Here is a 22056-nt window from a genome sequence, read left to right on the forward strand (position 1 = left end):
AGGTTATATTTAGGTCAAAGGAAATATTATTGGAGTTTATAATGAGTTTAACAAAGAGTTTATCGGTTGATGAAAGTACTTTAACGATACAAATTAAAGGCAAATTTGACTTTAATTTAGTGCAATCATTTCGCCAAGCCTATGCCCAAATTGAGCCTAAAACAAATAAAGTGATTATCGATTTAAGAGAGACCGACTACATGGATAGCTCTGCTCTTGGTATGTTGCTTAACATGAAAAAAACCATTGAAAGCCAGGTACAAACAATAGAGATCAGTAATTGTAAGCCTCAGCTTAAAAAAATACTGCAAATATCACGTTTTGATAAGAAGTTTGATATTAACTAATGACCCACGTACTTATTGTTGACGATCAGGCGCTTAATCGCATCCTGCTCGAAAAAATGCTGCTCGAAGAAAACTATAAAATATCAATTGCGTTTAACGGCCTAGAAGCACTTGAGGTGTTAGAAAAAGAAGCGATTGATATTGTTCTACTCGATGTACTTATGCCGGTAATGGATGGCTTTGAAGCTGCAAAGCTGATAAAGCAGCGATACAACGACGTTTATCTACCCATTATTTTTATTACTTCGCTTGAAGATCAAAGCAGCTTTGAGCGTTGTTTAGAAGTAGGCGGGGATGACTTTATTCAAAAGCCGTTTGAAAAAGTAATTTTAAACGCAAAAATTAAAGCGCACAGCCGTACGCGCGAATTAAGTAAAAAAGCCCATCAACAAAACACCTTACTTGAGTATCATCGCAATCAAATAGAGCGCGAGCACGAAATAATTGAGCACATTTTTAATAACTCGCTCGAAAACCAAGATAAGTTTAAAGACCATTTAGACTTTAGCCTTTCTCCTGCTTCTATGTTTAACGGTGACATGTTTTTAGTCGCGCAAAGCCCAATAGGCAATTTATATTGCATGTTGGGTGATTTTACCGGGCATGGGTTAGCGGCCGCGATTGGAGCATTGCCTGCATCACGGGTGTTTTACACTATGGTGCAAAAAGGCATGGCTGTTAACGATATCGCCTCTGAGATCAATATATTACTGCATAATTTACTGCCAGAGCACATGTTCTGCGCGGCGACTATTATTGAGCTCAGTGCCTCGGGCAAAAGTATTTCAGCATGGCTTGGCGGCTTACCAGATGCGTACTTAATAAATACCGATGGTGAAGTAAAGCAAACGCTTGAGTCGCAACATATGGCGCTGGGGATTTTAGACCGCGATGAATTTGAATATGAGCTAATTAATTTAGAAGTTGATAAAAACACCCGCTTAGTGCTTTCAACCGATGGCATAATAGAAACTAACAACGACGCCGATATTTTTTATGGTGAGCAGCGCTTTTTAGCAGCACTTAAAAGCAAGCCGATGATCAGCAGTCAGCGTGTTATAGATAATGTAAATACCTTTGCCAATGGCAGTGAGCAATTAGACGACTTAAGCTTAGTGCTGCTTAATTGTTTGCCGCTAACCCCAGAGCCTGAGGCCAAAGAGGCGTATTCTAATTTGGCATTTAACTTTTCACTTAGCTTGAACGCGCAGCAAATTAAATGCACAGACCCTGTGTATGATGTTGTTAATGTATTAAGCAGTGTTGAGGGGCTTAGGTCGCATCGCTCAAATATATTTTTATTGCTTTCTGAGGCGTATAACAATGCACTTGATCATGGTGTGTTAGGCCTTGATTCAGACATAAAAAAACAAGACGATGGCTTTTTTAAATACTATGAATTAAGAGAGCAAGCACTGAGTAAAATGAAAGAGGCGATGATTATTATTGATATGCGTTATTGCCCAGATACCTTGTGCTTGTACTTTATTATTTGTGACTCGGGCAGGGGATTCTCAAGTGACTCCTCTACACGTACCGAACTCAACGCAGAGTTTGGCCGTGGCTTATCGTTACTCGAAGAAGTGGCAGAAAAAGTCACGTATAACGCAAGTGGTAACCAAGTCGAAATGTGTTACAAGTTGCTATAGCTCAGAAAAAATTTCCATGTTATTATCTAAAAAATTTTAGATGTATGGATGGCCAAATGATTTCTTCTTACCTTGATATTGCGCAATTAAATATAGACCCACAATTAATTGCCAAAGAGCTAGAGCAGCTAGAACAGTATATTGCTGCAAGCGCGCAGCCGTCTGTACGTTGGGAATATCAAATTCCTGAACTCGGTGAAGGCGGTGCGTGTAGTTTGTTTGGTTATCTACAAGATGAGCCATTTAAACTTACTGATCACGTGAGCGCGACTTCTCAAAACGAGCAAAAACTAGCAAACCTACAAAATATAGTTAATTACATAGAGCAGCAAACACAGGTCGATTGGTATGGTATTTATCAAGCGGTTGACACTGCTCAGGGTCCGCAATTATTAAAGCTGGCGTATCAAGGTGCGCCAAGCCGTCCACTGTTTCCTCTTACTGAAGCATTTGCAGCAGGCAGCAATAATGTACAAGTTGCATTGTCTAAGCGCGGGCGTGTAATTAACAACGTAGAAAACTATTTAGCGCAAGGTGGTGAGTACTATACGTGTGACCCTAAAGTGAAAGCTGAAACCTGTTTACCCTTATTTAATGAGCAACATGAATGCGTCGGTATTATAGATGCAGAGGCATTTAGTAACGACTTTTTTGATAGCCGTACACTGGCTGTATTAGTTGCGTGCTGCATTAAAATTCCTCACTTTCTAGTGTAAATATCACTAGCCAAGAAGGTAAGCTTTTATGTTAAGCTTACTACAACAGCCAACCCCTAATTAATGATAAGAGATAGCTAATGTTCTCAGAATTAAAACCATTACCAACAGATCCTATTCTTGGCCTTATGGCAGCCTATAAACAAGATACAAACCCTAACAAGATTGATTTAGGTGTAGGTGTCTATAAAGATGAGCAAGGCAACACACCGGTATTAAAAGCGGTAAAAAAAGCTGAAGCATTTCGTTTAGAAAACGAAACAAGCAAATCTTACATTGGTTTAGCGGGTAACTTAGACTACTGTCAAAAAATGGAAAACCTATTACTAGGTGAGCACCAAGCACTTTTAGCAAACCGCGTACGTACTGCACAAGCACCAGGTGGTACAGGTGCACTTCGCGTTGCGGCTGAATTTGTTAAGCGTTGCAATAAAGACGCAACAGTGTGGGTAACTACGCCAACATGGGCAAACCACATTAGCTTGTTTGAAGCTGCTGGTTTAAATGTTAAAGAATACCCGTACTACGATTACGAAAACAAAGATTTATTGTTCGACGACATGATAAACACCCTTAAGCAAGTACCAAAAGGGGATATTGTGCTACTTCATGCTTGTTGTCATAACCCAAGTGGTATGGACTTAAACGAGACACAGTGGAACACAGTTGCTCAGCTTGCAAAAGAAGTTGGTTTTACACCACTTATTGATATTGCTTACCAAGGCTTTGGCTCATCACTTGAAGAAGATGCACGTGGACTACGTATTTTAGCTGATGCAGTAGAAGAGCTAATTATTTGTTCATCATGTTCTAAAAACTTTGGTTTATATCGTGAGCGTATTGGTGCGTGTTCAATTATTGCAAAAGACACTGCAACCGCTGATATTTCAAATTCAGTGCTATTAAGTGTTGTTCGTAGTATTTACTCTATGCCTCCAGCGCACGGTGCTGACATCGTAAACACTATTTTAAGCAGCACAGAGCTTACGCAAATGTGGCACAGTGAGCTTGATGAAATGCGTAATCGTATTAATGGTTTACGTAGCTTAATTAAAGAAAGCTTAGCAGCAAAAGAGATAGAGCAAGACTTTTCGTTTATTGAACGTCAACACGGTATGTTTTCTTTCTTAGGTATTAATAAAGAGCAAATTGCGCGCCTACAAAAAGAATATGGTATTTACATTGTTGGTTCTAGCCGCGTAAATGTAGCGGGTATTAGTGATACTAACATTGAGTATTTCGCAAACGCCGTTGCTGACGTTTGTAAATAACGCTTTTACTTAGCAGTAATAAAAAACCGCCCAGCCTAAACTTTAGGCTGGGCGGTTTTTTTAGCTGTTATTTATACCAATTAGCTAATACCAATCTGCAATGATACTTAATTATTTTGCGGGGCTAAACGTGTCGCTACCTGCGTTAAAAAGCTCTCATTTAGAACACCTAAATAGCGAATTTTTTGCCGAACTATCAACACGTTTATCCTCCCTCAAAGTAGATCACTTAATTAAGCGAATTGGTATAACTATAATTACAGCACTATTCGTTATCGATTAAGTCTTCTACGCCTACAATCAGCCATGGAGCATCTGAGGTGGTAGCACGCTCAAGGTGCCAAATCTCTAAAATAGGCTCTTCTTTTTTATCGTCTAAGTCGCGGTATTTGCCTTTAAATTGCACACTTACTTGCCACGAATTTGCTGTTGTTTCAGCGCGCACAAGCTCGGCATCAATAAACATCACCTCAGTCGCTACCCGTTCAATCGCTTCGCGCTCAGTTTTAAACTCTTGAGCTAACGATGGGCTTAAATACTCAGCCATCGTGGCGTAATCAGCATTATTCCACGCAGTTTGCATAGTGTGATAGTGGCTACGTGCGCCTTGTAAAAAGCCATTTACGTCAAAATTAGGGGGTAAATTGAAAGGTACTTGCTCAGTGTGTGCGCTTTGCTGGGTAAAACCACTGCTGGTAGGTTGCTCTGGGGCAGTTTGCTTAAAAGCAGAGTGCCCTGTAGCGTGTGTACCGGCTAATTGCGGGGAGTGGCGAGCGCGCATAAACCCCGTAATAAGCTTAAACAAAATAAAGGCAACGCCTGCTAATAAAATAATTTCTAATAGCTGCATGCCCTCAAAGTTATCTCCTAGCATAGCGGCAATTAAACCGCCGGCTAACAATCCGCCTAATACGCCGGCCATAATGCCTTTTTTACTGCTTTTTGTCTTGGCTGCAGGTGCTGTGGTATCCGCTTTTTGCTTTTGTGTGGTTTGTTGTGTTGCAGGGGTTGTACCGCGTTTACTACTACCAAACTTTTTGCGTGCGTGTGCATCAAAACTTGCTGTACACAGTAGTGCAAGTAATGAAAATATAACGATGATGTTCTTCATGTAATTCCCTAAGTTAAACTAAGCGGTGAGTATAATTAACTTTTCAGTAAAAATTAATAATTACATTTAAAATCAATTGTTTTGGATGAAAAGTGAGCGCTGAATAGGCACAAAAAAACCGCTCAGTGTTACTCAGCGGTTTTTAGTCGTTAAGCGCTAGTTACAGCCAGCGAATGGCATTGGTAACCCGTTCGTTGTACACATTAATTGGCGCGCCGGAATTAGCCACTAAAATAGTATCGGCTTTGTCGCCTCGATTAATATGACCTGCAAAGCGCGCATCATGAAAATCATCTTCGCCAAACCCAAACGACTTATTCTCAGAAGGAACAATAAAGACCGTCATGGGGCCAAAGTCCGACTCAAAAATTAAGTGCAGCCCTTTTTCACCTTTAAAGTCGCAAAACATCGCATAAGTAATTTTACCTGGCAGCTCTTCTATATGAGCGCCAAGCAGTGCAAGCTTATCGTTAACGCTTTGTAGGCTAATAGCATTGGTTTTTTCAAGGGCGGTAATCTCATGGTAAACATGGGTTAAAGCATGTTCGCCTGCTTCATGGGCAATGTGTTGCTCTGTGCTAAAAAAGAATGCGCCAATAGCTACAAAAAAAGACGCGGCTAGGGCTAAGTGAACACGGTCAAACTTAAAACGTGAGCGTGCATCTACAACGTTATCCCCAGTTGCTTGCTCTTCTTGCATTGCTTTTTCTTTTAACGAGGTGTTTAAAAGAATACGCTCAGCAAGGTTGTCAGGCACAGGCACATCTAACGCATCTTGAATTTGTTTATCAAAGTCTTTCATGTCGCTTATAAAGTTTTGTCGCTCAGAGCTCTCTTTAGCAAACTCTAAAAGCTCCTTATCTAAATTGTTTGGCTGCGCAATAGTGCGTCGACGAAACTCAAGTTCATCCATTATTTTGATGCCCCTTTAAGTTGTTCATCATCACGGCTTAAAGCCTCTTTAAGTTGGTTTCTGGCACGGTATAAACGAGTCATAACCGTGTTTTTATTTAAATCGAGAATCTCTGCTATTTCTTCACCAGAGCACCCCATAACAACTTGCAGAAGTAAGGGTTCTCTGTATTCATCAGATAGCAGCGCAATTTGGCGTTGGATAACCGTTTGCTCCATTTCATCATCTAACGAATGGCTGGTTTCATCGACAAGTGTATCGTTTTCTACATCGCTGTAGTCAAACTGCTTGCGCTCAAAGCGACGTGCATTTTCTCTGCGCAAAATAGTCAGCAGCCACGGCTTGGCGGCTTTTTGATCCAATAATGAGTCAAGCGAGCGCCAAGCACGTAAAAACGTTTCTTGTACTAGGTCATCTGCAATATGTGGGTCACGGCATAACCAATAAGCAAAGCGATAAAGCTCCTTATTATATACATGGACCAAGGCTTCATAGCGCTTTTGTTTCTCTGCCATATCAACTAAGACCTGATTATTTGATTTTTTCTTTCCAAGCATAAGTACTTTTTTAATTAAAATTTATTATTTAATGCATGAAAAGACCTAAATTTATCAAACTAGTTAATAAAGGTCTTTTAATACAGCTTGTTGCGACTTTGTACGTTGAACTTGGTGCTGCTCAATTATGTTAATAATAGCATTAAGATCGACATCTGCACTGCTATTTGCATAAAGAGCTGACTGTAAACGGTTAACCTGCGTCGCCAGTTCATCATTATTGATGTTGTGTATTAACGTATCTATCGCAGCCACCTTTTTGCCCGTAAGCTTAATCGCTACCGCATTTAATTCGCTATAAAATGCATTGAGATTATTTGATTTAGCTGCATTTTTAAGCGCGTTTAATGAAAGCGTTTGGGCTTTATTTACAGATACACTGTTATTTTTTTGCTCATTATTAGTAGAACGGCTTAACCAATAAAAAATTGCAGTGATTATCCAAAAAATATACCCAAGCACGGCAATAATAATTAACCAAAGCGGAATAACATTTTGCGGCGCGGCTATTGTTGTATTGGGCTGCTGTGTATTACTTACTTTATTAGCAGGCAAAGTTGGCTCACCTGTATTAAGGTTGTCGTTTGCAATAGCACCTGGGTTTATAGCATTGGCGCTAGGAGTTACCGTTATAGTGCGCTCAGGCAATGTAGCGTAGCTAATGCGGTTCATTTTGGTGTTATACCAAGGCAGTGTTATTTCTGGGAGGGTGTAGGAGCCCGCTTTTTGTGGTAATAACGCAAATGACGCTGTTTGCTGAGATACAACCCGTCCGTTTCTTACGGCATTGTTTGTTTCTACATCATCGGGGTAACTGCGAATTCCCGCAATGGTTTTCATATCAATTTCGGGCAGTTGCTCTTTAGTAACCCCTAACGCGGTTAAGGTAATAGTGCGTGTAATAGGCGTGCCAACTTCTACTGTATTTTCATCAGGCTGCCACTGCTCATCAATATTAACTAACTCACTGGGTAGCCATGCGCCTTTATAGTTTGCCGGAATAGGTTTTATCTCAAGTTGCTGATCATCCCCTAAAGCCGACACTTCTAATTGGCGGTAATTTTGCTGTACACGGCCTTGAAAAGTAGGACCAACAATGGTGTATACACCACTTTTTTGCGGCTGTAGTAAGTATTCTCGGGTGATCACTAAATAACGTTTACCATCTACAAGCTCATAGCTTTCGGTTTGTTTACCTAATTGAGTAAGCTGTGCATCTTGCATACTGGGCGTACTTAGGCTGCCATCAAGCAGCTCTTTTGCTAGATAGAGTTTAATCGTATATACGCCAGCTTCTTGAACAAACAACGAGTCACTTGAGAGCGATGTTTTTAAAAAAATATCGTTATTTTTATCAGCATCGCCAGCGCGTTTTGCCACTTTTAATTTTATTGGCTGCGAGCTTAAACCGGCCACGTTAAAAGCCGGAATGGTGTATTCACCTTCATTACGGGTCATTAACTTAACAGACCAGGTTGTTTGCTTGTTAATGCTGCCATTTATAATGTTGGTGCGCGTACTTAAACTTGTTGGCCCAACGACAAAGTCTTTAAGTAACACCGAGGTGTCGGGTTGCTCGCTTTTTATTGTGTCGTCAACTGAAATGTTAAGCATAAAAAATTCGCCAGCAAGGACTGGGTTTTTATCTACACTTGCCTCTAATTTGGTGGCGGCCCATGATGGCATCGCACTTAATAGCAATAAACAGCAAAATAATCGCATTACCATGATTTTTCTACTCCTGTAGGGCGACGTTGATATTGTCTTTTTTGGGCTTCTAATTGCATTTTATTCCGTAATAAAATTGCCGGATCGTCCGGTACTTTTCTTAATAACTGGTTAAGCTGCTGGGCTTTTTCTTTCTCTTCGTTGGTGAGCTCACGCGTTTGTGCTTGCGCGGCTTGTTGTTGAGCGTTTTGCTTTTGCTCATCTGTTAACGTTTGCTGCTGCGCTGTTTGCGGCTGAGTATTTTCAGCTTGTTCTTCGTTTGTTTGCTCAGGCTGTTTTTGCTCTTGATTAGCTTGTGGCTGAGTTTGTAGTTCTGGCTCATTTTGTTTATCTGATTGTGAACCCGACTCAGCACTTTGTTGGTCTTGCTCAGTGTCAGACTCATCATTTGGCTCACCTTGCTGATCTTGTGATTGCTCGCCTTGGCTTGGCTCTGATTGAGAATCGCTATTTTCACTTTGTTGGCTTTGATCTGATTGCTGATTGTTTTGTTGCTCACTTTGATCAGATTGTTGCTGATTATCTTGCGAATCACCCTCTTGCTGTTGCTGCTGTTGCTCGAGCAATTGCTCAACCAAAGCTTGGTTATCAGCGGCTTCGCTAAAGTTAGGTTGTAACGTTTGTGCTTGTTTGTAAGCATCTATGGCTTGTTCTAGCTGTCCTGATTTGGCAAGCGCGTTGGCATAGTTATAAAAACCAGTGGCTGATTTATCTTTACTAAAGGCTTCTAGTGCGGCATCAAAATTACCTTGTTGGTACAATGCAGACCCTTTTAAGCTGCTTGAGTCGGCATTGGCGGCCCGTTCAAAATCTTTATTTTTATAAGCATCAAGCGCTTGCTGATCAGTGTTTTTTAAAAAAGAGGGGAGCTCTAATGCACTTGCCTGTTGGGTTGGCAAAACGCTGAGTACTAAAAAGGCCCCTACAAATGCTGCACTTCTAAATAAATAAAGGCCTAAGGGCAGTAAAATAAGTAACCCATATATACCTGCGTCTATGCGCCACAGGGCATGGCTTTGTTTTTCATCTTTTAATAACTCACTATTGGCACTTGGTGCAAAAGTGGCTATGTCACTGCTGCTTGGTTGGTAAAGGGCAAACTTTCCACCACTGCGGGTCGCTAGGCTTTTTAAGCTGCTTATGTTAATGGTGGGGATGACTATTTGACCGTAGCTGTCTTTTAAAAAACCGCCTTCAGGTAATTTAATAGGTGCGCCTTGCTCTGTGCCTACGCCGTAAATATTTAGCCGATAAGAAGAATTACTGGTAAAGCTAGTAATATCGCTTTGCTCTTCTTGGTCTATGCCATCGGTGACTAATATTATATCGCCATCAATATAGCCTGCTTGCGTTAAAAGCTCTTTTGCCATATCAAGGCCAGCCAAAACATTAGAGCCTTTGTCGGGCATAATGTCGGGGCTTAAACTCGGAATTAAATTAGTAAGCGTAGTGGCATCGTTTGTAAGTGGCGAAATAGTAAATGCACTACCGGCATAGGCAACTAAAGCGGTGTCGCCTTCTTTAAATAGCTCAATCATATCGAGTGCTTTAAAGCGTGATTGCATTAAACGGTTCGGTGCTATATCGGTACTGTACATTGAGTACGACATATCCATTACAATCACACGGGCACTTTTACTTTGAAATACAGGGACCTGTTTTTCTTCAAAACTAGGGCCTGCACTAAAAATAATAGCTAAACAGCAAAATACAGCGACCAGCCAAAGTGGCTGGCTGGCTTTAGTGTTTGACTCGTTCATAATAAACGGCGCCAAATGAGGGGCAATTAGGTTATCTGCGCTTTGTTTTTTATGCTTAATAAAGGCTATAAAAAACAACGCAAGTGCAGGTATTAAAAGCCACAAAACAGCGGGACGAATAAATGTAAAGTCCATTAGTTAGGCTCCTTTAATGCACGTAAGGTGCTTAACATTACTTTTAAACTAATGAGTAAAATAGCAATAAGTAGTGGGTAGTAAAACAATGAGCTTTGCGGGCGAAATGTTTGCTCATCTGCGCTAATTGGCTCTAATTTATCAAGCTCTGCGTAAATTTGCTGAAGGCCAGCCACATCTTTGGCTCTAAAATATAACCCACCGGTTTGTTCGGCAATGTCTTTTAACAAGCTTTCATCTAAGCTGCCCCCACTCATACCACCCATATTAAATAGGCTAAATCCACGGGGGTTATCTGAGCCAACACCTATGGTATATACTTTTATGCCTTCCTCGCGGGCAAGGAGTAGGGCATCTTCAGGTTTTAAATTACCTGCTGTGTTTTGGCCATCGGTTAATAGCACCACAATACGGTTACTTTTATCTTTGTTGGCAAAACGCTTTACCGATAAACCTAGCGCATCGCCAATAGCAGTGGCACGCCCAACTAAGCCAATTTGAGACTCGCTGAGCATTTTACTTACGGTTTTAACATCGCGAGTCAGTGGCGTTTGTAAAAATGCGGTGTCGCCAAATAATATCAGGCCTAACCTGTCACCTTGGCGCTGCTCTATAAAGTCACTCAATACCGCCTTTACCATAGTGAGGCGATCAACATATTGGCCGTTGTAAGCCATGTCTTGTTCGGTCATTGAGCCAGATAAATCGACCGCAAGCATTATATCGCGCCCTTCGTTTGGTAATGAAATGGGGTCGTCTAACCATGTCGGGTTGGCTGCAGCAGTGACCAGTAATAGCCAAAGTAGCCATTCAAAAATAGTTAGTTTACGTGCGCTTTTTTCAAGGCTTTGGCTGGCTAAGTTATGTTTGGCAAAGCTTGGAATACGTAACCGGGTATGTGCGTTACTGGCAGCAGGTTTTAATAATAAAAGTAATAAGGGCAGAGGTAGTAATAAAAACAACCATGGCCAGCTAAATTCAAACATGTACTGGCTCCTTTAGTTTAAATTGCTTTATGCCTTGGCGTAATTTTTCGTTAAGCGCGTCATTGGTTTGCTGCGCATTATACAGGCTTAAAAGCTCATGCTCGGTAAAGCTTAAACCGGTTAAGGTATTAAGTGTGTTACACCAGTTAGCAATTGATTGCGTTGCTAGGCGTTTATCGTAATACTCTATTACTAGGCGCTTTAAAATAATATGAAGTGTTTGCGCGCTTTGCTCGTTGTGGCTTAAATCAATTGCGTAGCGCTTAGGCTTTTTAAATTTATAATTTTTGTAAAACCAAAAAGCAGCTGCACACAGTGCTATAAACAACAGGGTAATAATAACCCACCAAGCAGGGGCGAGTGGCCACCAACTAACTTGGCTTGGCGCTATTATATCGTGCAGGCCATCGAGTGGATTGGTTTGCATGGTTATTTTCTCACTAATTGCAGCTCAAGCGGGCTCGCTGCATTGAATGATATTAAGTTAAGACCCGATTTAGTTAAGCGATTTAGACGTGTGCTAAATGCTTGCTCGGCGTTTTTTGCAAAGCGTTCTCTAAAGCTTTTATCCATAAGCGGTAGCGCAAAATCTTGGCCGTTGGCATTAACAGTGACAGCGTTTTTAAACGCGGGGAGCGTATGTTCAAACGGATCACTTATATGACAGCCTATCAGCTCACAGTGGCGGCTTAATATTTCTAATTGTTTAAAGCTTGCATCATCTAAGGCATTAAAGTCAGAGACTAAATACACTAAGCTGCCAGGTTTAGCTAAGTGGTTAAGGCGTTTTAAATTATCGCTAAAGTTATTGGTTACTTGTTTATCTATATTGTTAAGTGCTTGCTGGTGGCTGTCGCATAGGTTATGACACAGCTTTAATACCGCTTTTTCGCGGGCGCTGGGCTTTAGTTCTAAATGCGAGTGTTGATTAAACACAATACCGCCAATTCTATCTCCGCGTTGACACGCCGACCACGCAACTAGCGCGCTAATGTGCGCAGCCTGTACCGACTTAAGCAGCAGCTTTGAGCCAAATAGCATAGAGTTTGAAAAATCAGTAAATACAAAAACAGGGCGCTCTTTTTCTTCTTGAAAAAGCTTTGTATGGGTTTCGCCGGTACGCGCTGTTACTCGCCAGTCAATAGAGCGAATGTCATCACCTTGCTGGTAATGACGCACTTCGGCAAACTCCATACCTCGGCCTTTATGGGGCGCAAGGTATTGCCCAGTTAAACTGTTTTTAATTTTAACTTTAGGTGCCAGCTCTAATAACTGTGCTTTAGCTTTGTAATACAGCAGTTCTTTTAGCGCTAAATTTACACCGTGGCTGTGGCTTTCTTTTAGCCACGCCTTTGAGTCTAATTGTGTTTGCATAACTTAGGGTACGGCTACAAGTTCAACAATGCGGCTTATAACCTGATCTTTAGTAATGCCATCAGCCTGTGCTTCGTAGCTTAAAATAATACGATGGCGCAGTACATTATGTACAACGGCTTGAATGTCATCGGGTGCTACAAAATCGCGGCCATGTAACCAAGCGTGGGCACGGGCACATTTATCAAGTGCAATGGTGGCACGCGGGCTTGCGCCAAACTCAATCCAACGGCCAAGTTGCTCATCAAACTTAGCTCCTTCACGAGTGGCAATAATTAGCTGTACTAAATATTGCTCAAGCGGCTCGGCTAAATACAAGCCTAAAATAGCTTGGCGAGCGGCAAATAAATCGCTTTGGGTAATTTGTTGCATAACCGCTTGTTGTTCATTAAGTGCTTCACCACGGGTTAATCGCAGTATGTCTAGCTCGTGCTCTGCACCTGGGTAATCAATGCTTAAATGTAATAAAAAGCGGTCTAATTGTGCCTCTGGCAGTGGGTAAGTCCCTTCTTGCTCCAGCGGGTTTTGGGTAGCCATTACCATAAATAAATCGCTTAGCGGGTAGGTGTTTTTGCCTACCGTTACTTGGCGCTCTGCCATGGCTTCTAGTAGTGCTGATTGTACTTTTGCTGGGGCACGGTTTATTTCATCGGCTAAAATAAGGTTATGAAATAAAGGGCCTTTCTCAAACACAAACTCGCTGGTTTGTTGGCGGTAAATATCGGTGCCAGTTACATCGGCAGGTAATAAGTCGGGCGTAAACTGTACGCGCTGGAACGAGCCTTCAATACCTTTAGCAAGGGCGTTAACAGCACGGGTTTTTGCAAGCCCTGGCGGGCCTTCTACTAATAGATGGCCATCAGCTAAAATGGCAATAAGGAGTGCTTGAGTAAGCTCTGGCTGGCCAATAATTTGTGTATCTAAGTACGTTTTTAATTGTTTGAATGCGTTAGCTGCCATAATAAATAGACTTCCTCGTCAGCTGGGTTTGTACCTAATTTATTTTAGGTAATTAATACTGACCTAGTTATAAGGTTTATAAGTGAGTAACTCAAGAGTTAGACTGTATTTTTAAAAATAGTTCGTTATTTTTTAACGGTTTTTAGCGTACCACAAAACTTTGTAAAAACGCGTAAAAAAGCCTATTGTGGTAGTCAATATTAAGCACTATGTATATATCTACCTTTAGTGCTTTTGTATAAATTTGTGTTTATCTATTGGCTTTAGCACACGGGTTGTTTAGAATCGAGGAAAACAAACAGGTCAGACCTGTCAGCGGGAGAGCATAAATGTCTGAGCAAAACATACTAAAAACACCAAAAGGCGACCGTATTGCCATCGTTAGCGGCTTACGTACTCCTTTTGCAAAACAAGCAACAGCGTTTCACCATGTACCAGCCCTTGATATGGGTAAGTTGGTGGTTAACGAAATGCTTGAACGATTAAATTTCGACAAGTCAGAAATCGATCAACTTGTATTTGGTCAAGTAGTACAAATGCCAGAAGCGCCAAATATTGCACGTGAAATTGTTTTAGGTACGGGTATGCCAGTAGGCGTAGACGCGTATTCAGTATCGCGCGCATGTGCTACCAGCTTTCAGGCCATTGCTAATGTAGCTGAATCTATTATGGCAGGCTCTGTAAATGTAGGTATTGCCGGTGGCGCCGACTCATCTTCAGTATTACCTATTGGCGTAAGTAAAAAATTGGCAGGTAGCTTAGTTGATTTAAACAAAGCGCGTACCTTAGGCCAGCGTTTACAAATATTCTCAAAACTGCGTTTAAAAGATTTATTACCAGTACCGCCTGCGGTTGCTGAGTACTCAACAGGCCTTTCAATGGGGCAAACTGCTGAGCAAATGGCTAAAACACATAATATAAGCCGTGAAGATCAAGATGCACTAGCGCATCGCTCGCATTCACTTGCAACCCAAGCATGGGCCGATGGCAAGTTAAAAGATGAAGTAATGACGGCGCACTTACCGCCATATAAAAGCTTTATTGAAGAAGATAATAACATTCGTAAAAATTCTACAGTTGAAGGCTACGCTAAGCTTAAGCCGGTATTTGACCGCCAACATGGCTCGGTTACCGCTGCAAATGCAACACCATTAACCGATGGTGCAGCTGCCGTACTGATGATGAGCGAAAGCAAAGCAAAAGCACTAGGCTACGAAATTTTAGGTTATGTACGTAGCTTTGCGTTTTCGGCAATTGGTGTAGAAAAAGACATGCTAATGGGCCCAGCGCATTCAACGCCTATCGCACTTGATAGAGCAGGAATTACACTTGCTGATTTAGATTTAATTGAAATGCACGAAGCTTTTGCATCGCAAACACTTGCCAATATGAAAATGTTTGCATCAGATAAGTTTGCGCAAGAGCAACTTGGTCGTAGCAAAGCAATTGGCGAAATTAACATGGATAAGTTTAACGTTAACGGCGGCTCACTGGCATATGGTCACCCATTTGCTGCAACCGGTGCTCGCTTAATTACGCAAAGCTTACACGAGCTTAAACGTCGTGGTGGCGGTTTAGCATTAACAACAGCGTGTGCTGCTGGTGGTTTAGGTGCAGCCTTTGTATTGGAGAGCGCGTAATGACAGATTCAGTATTTAATTTAACGGTAGATGAAAACAAAATTGCCGTAGTAACCATTGATGTGCCGGGTGAGAAAATGAACACCCTGCGCGACTCATTCGCTGATGACTTAAAAGCTTTACTTGAACAAGCCAAACAAGAGTCAGTAAAGGGGATGGTATTTATAAGTGGTAAAAGCGATAACTTTATCGCGGGTGCTGATGTAAAAATGCTTGATAGCGTGCAAAAGCGTGAAGATGCGTTAGCAATTAGTGAACTTTGTCATCAAGCCTTTTTTGATATGACAAAACTACCTTATACAACAGTAAGTGCAATACATGGTGCTGCGCTTGGTGGTGGTTTAGAGTTTGCTTTAGCGTGTGATTACCGCATAGGCACAGATAGCGATATGACTAAAGTAGGCCTGCCTGAAGTACAACTTGGTTTATTACCAGGTGGCGGTGGTACGCAGCGTTTAACTAAAATTGTAGGCATTCAAAAAGCACTCGAATGGATGCTAACAGGCAAGCAGATTCGCCCTAAGCAAGCTAAAAAAGCAGGCGTATTAGATGATGTAGTACCACAAAGCGTATTACTAAAAGTCGCTAAAGAATTTGCGGCTAAGAAAAAGCCAGCAGATAAAGAGCCAAAGCTTGATAAAGTAAGCAAATTATTAGAGTCAAACCCGTTTGGCCGCAACTTTATCTTTAAAAAAGCCAAAGAAAACGTCCTTAAAAAAACCGGCGGACATTACCCTGCACCGCTTGCAATTATTAAGGCTGTGCGTGCAAGTGTAGAGCTGGATAAATTAAAAGCGTATAAAACAGAAGCTGAAAGCTTTGCAACACTTGTAATGAGTGATGAATCTAAAGCGCTTCGCGGTATTTTCTTTGCAACTACTGAAATGAAAAAAGAGTGGCGCAACGACGATGCGCCAGCAATTAGTAAAACCGCTGTTTTAGGTGGCGGCCTAATGGGTGCCGGTATTGCGCATGTAAGCGCAGTAAAAGCCAAAGTACCTGTACGTATTAAAGATGTAGCAGAGCAGGGCATTAGTAATGCCATGAACTACACCTACAAAATTTTAGATAAGCGCCTTAAACGCCGCATTATGTCTAAAGCTGATATGCAGTTAACAATGAACCGTATTACCGGCACTACAAACTACAGTGGCTTTAAACACATTGATTTAGTAGTAGAAGCTGTATTTGAAGATTTAGCCTTAAAGCAAGGTATGGTTGCCGATATAGAGCAGCAATGCCAAAGCAATACTATTTTTGCAAGTAACACGTCATCACTGCCTATTTCACAAATTGCAGCACAGGCACAGCGCCCTGAAAACGTGATAGGCCTGCATTACTTCTCGCCAGTTGAAAAAATGCCATTAGTGGAGATTATTCCGCACGAAGGGACTTCTCAAGAGACTATTGCGCGCGTAGTTAACTTTGCACGTAAGCAAGGTAAAACGCCTATTGTGGTAAAAGACATGGCAGGTTTTTACGTAAACCGTATTTTAGCGCCTTATGTAAATGAAGCAGCTAATTTAATGCTTGCCGGTGAGCCAATTGAAAAAATTGATGCAGCCCTTGTAGAGTTTGGTTTCCCAGTTGGGCCGCTTGCTTTACTTGATGAAGTAGGGATTGATATAGGCTCTAAAATTGCCCCAATTCTTGAAAAAGAATTAGGCGAGCGTTTTAAAGCGCCAGATGCATTTTCTCGTATGATTGATTCAAAACGCCTAGGCCGTAAAACGGGTCGTGGTTTTTATGAGTACGATAAAAAGAGCAAAAAAGTTGACGAGTCAGTGTATGAGCTATTAGGTGTAACCCCTGCACCGCGTTTAAATAAAAGCGAAATTGCTAAGCGTTGTGTATCACAAATGCTTAACGAAGCCGTGCGTTGTTTAGACGATGGCATTATTGCCAGCCCACGTGATGGCGACATTGGCGCTATATTTGGTATTGGCTTCCCACCATTTTTAGGTGGACCGTTTAGCTATATGGATAAATTGGGTGCCAGCAAGGTTAGCTCTGAAATGTCTACATTAGCTAATAGCAATGCAAATTTTGCCCCATGCGACACGTTAGTAAGTATGGCTGAATCAGGCGCTAAGTTTTATCAAACGCAGCCTGTTGCAGATGAGCCAAGCCCAGCACCTGTTGCTGAACAAGCAATAGAAGCAGAACCTGCTGATGAGCAACCTCAAGAAGAGAGCGTTGACTCACCAAAGCAAGACTCGTAAACAGCTTGATTAAAAAAACCGCATTATATGCGGTTTTTTTATATCTGCTATTTGTAAATATAGAATTCTAGGGCGCAATAATACTTAATCATTCTGCGGGGCTAAACGTGTCGCTACCTGTGTTAAAAACGTGCATTTATAAAACCTAAATTGCCAGTTTTTATCTAGTTATCGACAGGTTTTTACCCTCAAATAAGTCTTATAATTAAGTGGCTTGCTATAAAGTATGTTAGCTTATTTTGCAGCTAAGCAGATAAGAGGTAAACCATTATGCAGTTGTTTACAGCACGATTGGCAATGCGCCCGCTTCAAAGCAGTGATTGGCCATTATTTTTGCAGTTACATCAAAATCCTACCGTGATCCGTTATTGCTACGATATGCCCAGCGAAGCGTTTGTACGCAGCAGGTTTGAACAACGTTTAAAAAGTTGGGATAGCACTTCTACTCATCCACTTTGCCTTGTGGTATTTGATAAGCATTCAAATGAGCCCATGGGTGTGACGGGGTTTACATATGAACTTGAGCAAGCTGAGCTAGGCTATTTGTTTTTACCCGCGTATTTTAATCAAGGCTTTGCCAGTGAGTCATTGCGTGCCGTGATTGAGTGGGCATGGCAACAATGCGGTATTACACAGTTTAAAGCCGTGGTTACAAAGGGGAATATAGGGTCTGAAAAGGTATTACAAAAGTGTGGATTAACGTTAACTGGCATTAATACGCAAGCGCACACTATTAATAATACACGTTATGATGATTTGATATACACATTAAAATTGTAGCAAATAGGGCTAGCAAGCTAGCCCGTGATGGTGGTTTCTATAGATGTGCTTCAATTGCTTTACGGTCTTTTTCTGGCATATTCTCAACAACTAATTTGAACGAATTATCGATCATTCTTTCAATTTCGCCTTGTGGAATAGAGCCATCTAATATCACCGTATTCCAAAGCCGCTTGTTCATATGATAGCCAGGGATCACCGCAGGAAAAATATCACGCAATTTAAGTGCTTCATCGGGATCGCACTTTAAATTAAGCCACCAAATAGGATCTCCATCATCATTAACGTCTCCATCATTACCTAAGGCAAGGGTGGCAAACATTTTATGATTTACTTTATAAACATCAACCTCTTGAGCAAATGGTTTTGTCACTTGCACCAAGGGCTTCTTTACTAAATACTCATGTACTGTGTTTTGGTCCATGATCCAATCCTTGAAGTCATACTCGGTAGAGATACCATAGCAGTTTTTTTCGCTTTTGATTATAGGTATTTAGTTTTAAATTAAAAATTTGCAAGTCTATATCAAATGCAGCCCCAAATTAACGTATTTTTAGTTGAACAATACCCAGTTCGTGGTATGTTTCTGGCAATCAAAAAAATAATAGGAAAACCCCCATGCCAAAGGCGAGTGAAGTTAAAAAAGGAACCGCGATTGAGTATAATAATCGCGTGTTGGTAGTTAAAGATATTGTACGTTCAGTACCACAAGGCCGTGCAGGCGGTAGTTTGTACCGTATGCGCTTATACGATGTAGTAACAGGTGCAAAAGTAGACGAAACCTTCAAAGACAGCGACATGCTAACCTTAGCAGATTTAACTCGCCGCGAAGCAATGCTTTCTTACATTGATGGCGATGAATACGTGTTTATGGATAATGAAGACTACACGCCGTATAACTTAAACAAAGAGGCGATAGCAGAAGAAATTCAGTTCGTTAACGAAGAAACGCAAGGCGTACACGTTATTGTGATTGATGGCTCGCCTGTAGGTTTAGATTTGCCATCAAGCGTAGAGCTGGTTGTTGAAGAAACAGACCCTTCAATCAAAGGCGCTTCTGCCAGTGCACGCTCTAAGCCTGCACGCCTGAGCACGGGTTTAACCATTTCGGTGCCTGAGCATATATCTACGGGCGACCGTATCCGTATTAATACGGTTGAGCACAAATTTATGGGCCGCGCTGAAAAGTAACCCAAGCTATACAATAAAGCTGGCGCTATGCCGGCTTTTTTTATGGCTAAATTTTTAAACTAGGGAATAGTAATCTGCATCAATACTTAATTTATATGCGCTGATAGCTAAAATGGCGACTCATTGGCTTATCAAGCCTGCTGCTTTAAAAGTGTGTTATTTGCCGTTAAAATGCGCAGCGTTGTTTTGAGCTCAGTTGGGGTGATGTTTGCTTTTCGTTTTTATTAACGCTCTATGTGCTTTGGCCATTTACGTTCAAGCGCTTAAAAAAGGTATGCCAATTAAACGGTGGATTTTATTAGGGGCACTAATCGGCCCTGGCGCATGGTGCTTATTTGGTTTGCATTACAGGCGTGCTTTTATACGCAACGTAGGAGCTGGTGCGTGTATATGGCGCCCGTAACATTACCTTATTTGCGCTAAATGTTTATTAGCACTAATAAGGCTTGGCGTAGAGTTGCTTTGTTGCTGTTTTAAAAAGGCCGTAAATTCATCTTTTGAAAGCGGTTTTGAATAGAAGTAGCCTTGTACGGTTTCACAATTTAGCGTTTTAAGTATGTCAATTTGGCTTGCTTGCTCCACACCTTCAGCAACCACATGTAAGTCGAGGTTTTGCGCAATCGTCACGATAGAGTCAACCATGTTGCGGCCTCGTTCGGTTTTCATGTCATCAATAAATGCTTTATCTACTTTTAAGGTATTCAGCGGAAATTGTTTTAAGTACGCTAAAGATGAATAACCTGTACCAAAATCGTCCATGGCTAAATGAATACCACGCGCACTTAGCGATCGCATAATTGCAATGGCTTCTTGTGGGTCGTCCATTACCGTGCCTTCGGTAATTTCCAGCTCTAAAAAGTAAGAAGGTAGCTCGTTTTTTTGTAATATCACGTCAATACGGGTCGTTAAATCTGGCAAGCTAAACTGCTTAGCCGATAAGTTAACTGCAACGCGGCCGCTAAATAGCCCATCGTCTAGCCATTGTTTTACATCGCGACACGCTTTGTTTAAAACCACTTCACCAATTTCTATTATTTGCCCGGTTTCCTCTGCAATAGGAATAAATACACCGGGGCTAATAACGCCTTTTTTAGGGGTTATAAAGCGCACTAATGCTTCCATTCCGGTAAGTTTACCTGTGCGAATATTCATTTTTGGTTGGTAATACACTTCAAAATGGTTTTCTTTTAGACCAAAGCGCATTAGGTTTTCTATTTGTAAGCGTTTAACCGCTTGGCGGTTCATGGTGTCGTTAAAAAACAGGTAACTATTACCTTTCTTTTTAGCATGATACATTGCGGTATCAGCGTTTTTTAATAGTAGCTCTGGCGTACTGCCATCTTCAGGGAATAACACTATGCCTACGCTTGAGGTAATAGCGAGCTCGTGGCCTGCCATTTTAAATGGGGTCGCAATTGCAGCTAAAAATTGCTTTGCCATGCGAGTAATAACATGAATATCATTAGTATCTGCCATAACTAAGGCAAATTCATCACCCCCTAGGCGGTAAAAAACATCATTCTCTCGAGTTAATTTATTTAATCGCATAGCCAGTTTTGCTAATAGGCTGTCGCCTAGCTGGTGGCCTAATGAATCATTAATCTTTTTAAAGTTATCTAAATCAAATACCAAAAGGGCATGGTGGGTATTTTGTTTTACTAGCTTTTGTAGGTCGGTAAAAAATAAATTTCTGTTAGGTAAGCTGGTCGTACGGTCTCTATTTGATAAATTATGCAGTTGCGATTGTGCATTTTTACGTTCGGTTAAATCTGAATAAACCACTACATAGTTTGTTATTTGGTGTTGTTCGTTTTTTATCTCATCAATAGAAATCTCTATTGGCAGTAACACTCGCTCACTATTGCGCAGTTTTACCTCTTGTTGAATTCGCTCCCGCTCTCGCACTATATTTTTAATGTTTTCTGTGTAGCTTTTATCGTAACCAGGTAAATTAAAAGGCTTTTTGAGATATTGCTCTCTAACGCCACCAAAAAGCGTTAAAAAGCTGGGGTTAATATCAACTAAGTTAAAGTTTTTATCATATATAGCAAGTGCATCAGTGAGTGATTCTACACACTTAGCAAATAAATTGAGGCGCTCTTGTGTTGATTTTAACACTGAAATATCGCGCACTGTGCCGGTCATTCTCAGTGGCGCTAAGTTGGCATCTTTTTCTATTATTTTTCCGCGGTCTAATACCCAGTGCCAGTGGCCAAAGGTGTCTTTAATACGGTAAGTGGCTTCAAAAAAAGCGGACTTTTGAGCAAAGTGTTTTTTTAATAAATGCTCTACTGAGGCAATATCGTGTGGGTGGATCAAGCTTTTATTTGGCGGAAAACCCATTAACGTTGTTGAATCCATCATGTATTTATCGTTAATACGAATAACTTCGCCAGTTTTTATATTCCAATCCCAAAGCGTATCGCCACTGCCTTCAACCGTGCTTTTTAAGCGCTTTTCTGAGAGGCTGTGCTGTAACCGAGAGCGCTTTAATTTATAAATTACAAATAATAGGTATGGCAAAGCCAGCGCAAGTAGGGCACTGGCAATAATTAAAACGGTGTTGGTATTTATATTAAAGGCGTGTTCAAAGGCAACCGCTGCGGGTGCTAGGCTTAGCAGCAACCAGTAAAAACCACATTTTATTGTTGTTATTTTTATCATTTGTTTTATTACTACTAATTAACAAATGATAATTTAAATCATGCTACTTGCA

At 41.2% G+C, this 22056-nt stretch carries 20 protein-coding genes; 9 read left to right on the forward strand and 11 right to left on the reverse strand.

Annotation, left to right across the window (positions count from 1 at the left end; translation table 11 throughout):
- Window positions 1-41 precede the first annotated feature (41 nt).
- The 4 genes from EJ103_RS05035 (at window position 42) to EJ103_RS05050 (ending at window position 3983) form a co-directional block, all read left to right on the forward strand.
- Entirely contained in the window at window positions 42-347 is a 306-nt protein-coding gene (locus EJ103_RS05035) for an STAS domain-containing protein (RefSeq protein ID WP_126006364.1), read from the forward strand.
- Entirely contained in the window at window positions 347-1996 is a 1650-nt protein-coding gene (locus tag EJ103_RS05040; RefSeq protein WP_029773472.1) for a fused response regulator/phosphatase, read from the forward strand. Before EJ103_RS05035 ends, EJ103_RS05040 begins: the two co-directional genes overlap by 1 nt.
- 56 nt (window positions 1997-2052) lie before the next feature.
- Window positions 2053-2712 (forward strand): GAF domain-containing protein, encoded by a 660-nt coding sequence (locus tag EJ103_RS05045; protein ID WP_126006366.1) that lies wholly within the window; start codon window positions 2053-2055, stop codon window positions 2710-2712.
- Window positions 2713-2792: 80 nt separating this feature from the next.
- The gene (locus EJ103_RS05050; protein WP_004587316.1) at window positions 2793-3983 is read left to right on the forward strand and encodes an amino acid aminotransferase; all 1191 of its coding nucleotides are present in this window, start codon (window positions 2793-2795) and stop codon (window positions 3981-3983) included.
- 265 nt (window positions 3984-4248) lie between these two features.
- Here the strand turns inward: EJ103_RS05050 and EJ103_RS05060 are convergent, their stop codons facing one another.
- The 9 genes from EJ103_RS05060 to EJ103_RS05100 all read right to left on the reverse strand — a co-directional run bounded on the left by EJ103_RS05060 (window position 4249) and on the right by EJ103_RS05100 (window position 13507).
- Window positions 4249-5094 (reverse strand): Tim44-like domain-containing protein, encoded by an 846-nt coding sequence (locus tag EJ103_RS05060; protein WP_126006370.1) that lies wholly within the window; start codon window positions 5092-5094, stop codon window positions 4249-4251.
- Window positions 5095-5254: 160 nt separating this feature from the next.
- Window positions 5255-6007 carry a DUF3379 family protein gene (locus EJ103_RS05065; RefSeq protein ID WP_126006372.1) on the reverse strand — a complete coding sequence of 251 codons (753 nt, stop codon included), beginning with the start codon at window positions 6005-6007 and terminating at the stop codon, window positions 5255-5257.
- Window positions 6007-6564 carry a sigma-70 family RNA polymerase sigma factor gene (locus tag EJ103_RS05070; RefSeq protein WP_039972214.1) on the reverse strand — a complete coding sequence of 186 codons (558 nt, stop codon included), beginning with the start codon at window positions 6562-6564 and terminating at the stop codon, window positions 6007-6009. The genes EJ103_RS05065 and EJ103_RS05070 overlap by 1 nt, the downstream gene beginning before the upstream one ends.
- A 63-nt stretch (window positions 6565-6627) precedes the next feature.
- On the reverse strand, window positions 6628-8292 hold the full coding sequence (locus EJ103_RS05075) for a BatD family protein (protein WP_126006374.1): 1665 nt from the start codon (window positions 8290-8292) through the stop codon (window positions 6628-6630).
- Complete coding sequence (locus EJ103_RS05080) at window positions 8286-10187, reverse strand: VWA domain-containing protein (RefSeq protein ID WP_126006375.1); 1902 nt, start codon at window positions 10185-10187, stop codon at window positions 8286-8288. The genes EJ103_RS05075 and EJ103_RS05080 overlap by 7 nt, the downstream gene beginning before the upstream one ends.
- Window positions 10187-11173, reverse strand: a complete 987-nt coding sequence (locus tag EJ103_RS05085) for a VWA domain-containing protein (protein WP_024031872.1) — start codon at window positions 11171-11173, stop codon at window positions 10187-10189. The genes EJ103_RS05080 and EJ103_RS05085 overlap by 1 nt, the downstream gene beginning before the upstream one ends.
- Window positions 11166-11600 (reverse strand): DUF4381 domain-containing protein, encoded by a 435-nt coding sequence (locus tag EJ103_RS05090; RefSeq protein WP_126006377.1) that lies wholly within the window; start codon window positions 11598-11600, stop codon window positions 11166-11168. The genes EJ103_RS05085 and EJ103_RS05090 overlap by 8 nt, the downstream gene beginning before the upstream one ends.
- A 2-nt stretch (window positions 11601-11602) precedes the next feature.
- A complete protein-coding gene (locus EJ103_RS05095; RefSeq protein ID WP_126006379.1) occupies window positions 11603-12547 on the reverse strand; it encodes a DUF58 domain-containing protein in 945 nt (314 codons plus the stop codon).
- Window positions 12548-12550: 3 nt separating this feature from the next.
- A complete protein-coding gene (locus EJ103_RS05100; protein ID WP_004587307.1) occupies window positions 12551-13507 on the reverse strand; it encodes an AAA family ATPase in 957 nt (318 codons plus the stop codon).
- A gap of 329 nt (window positions 13508-13836) precedes the next feature.
- On the opposite strand from EJ103_RS05100, the gene fadI reads away from it, so the two are divergent.
- From fadI to EJ103_RS05115, 3 genes are all read left to right on the forward strand, one after another.
- Entirely contained in the window at window positions 13837-15147 is a 1311-nt protein-coding gene (gene fadI / locus EJ103_RS05105) for an acetyl-CoA C-acyltransferase FadI (protein ID WP_024031879.1), read from the forward strand.
- Window positions 15147-17369, forward strand: coding sequence for a fatty acid oxidation complex subunit alpha FadJ (gene fadJ / locus EJ103_RS05110; protein WP_126006381.1), 2223 nt, complete (start codon window positions 15147-15149; stop codon window positions 17367-17369). The genes fadI and fadJ overlap by 1 nt, the downstream gene beginning before the upstream one ends.
- Before the next feature lie 270 nt (window positions 17370-17639).
- Entirely contained in the window at window positions 17640-18149 is a 510-nt protein-coding gene (locus tag EJ103_RS05115; RefSeq protein ID WP_024031882.1) for a GNAT family N-acetyltransferase, read from the forward strand.
- Between the two features lie 37 nt (window positions 18150-18186).
- Here EJ103_RS05115 and EJ103_RS05120 read toward each other — a convergent pair whose 3' ends face one another.
- A complete protein-coding gene (locus tag EJ103_RS05120; RefSeq protein WP_004587303.1) occupies window positions 18187-18573 on the reverse strand; it encodes an MmcQ/YjbR family DNA-binding protein in 387 nt (128 codons plus the stop codon).
- A 194-nt stretch (window positions 18574-18767) separates the two neighbouring features.
- Here EJ103_RS05120 and yeiP point away from each other — a divergent pair, with 194 nt between their 5' ends.
- Complete coding sequence (gene yeiP, locus EJ103_RS05125) at window positions 18768-19340, forward strand: elongation factor P-like protein YeiP (protein WP_126006383.1); 573 nt, start codon at window positions 18768-18770, stop codon at window positions 19338-19340.
- 208 nt (window positions 19341-19548) lie between these two features.
- Window positions 19549-19743: a hypothetical protein gene (locus tag EJ103_RS20215; RefSeq protein ID WP_029773485.1), complete on the forward strand. Its 195-nt coding sequence runs from the start codon at window positions 19549-19551 to the stop codon at window positions 19741-19743.
- A gap of 2 nt (window positions 19744-19745) precedes the next feature.
- On the opposite strand, the gene EJ103_RS05135 is transcribed toward EJ103_RS20215, so the two are convergent.
- On the reverse strand, window positions 19746-22004 hold the full coding sequence (locus EJ103_RS05135) for an EAL domain-containing protein (protein ID WP_055253033.1): 2259 nt from the start codon (window positions 22002-22004) through the stop codon (window positions 19746-19748).
- Between the last annotated feature and the right edge of the window lie 52 nt (window positions 22005-22056).

Source organism: Pseudoalteromonas sp. Xi13 (genome assembly GCF_003952205.1).
Taxonomy (GTDB): Bacteria; Pseudomonadota; Gammaproteobacteria; order Enterobacterales; family Alteromonadaceae; genus Pseudoalteromonas; species Pseudoalteromonas atlantica.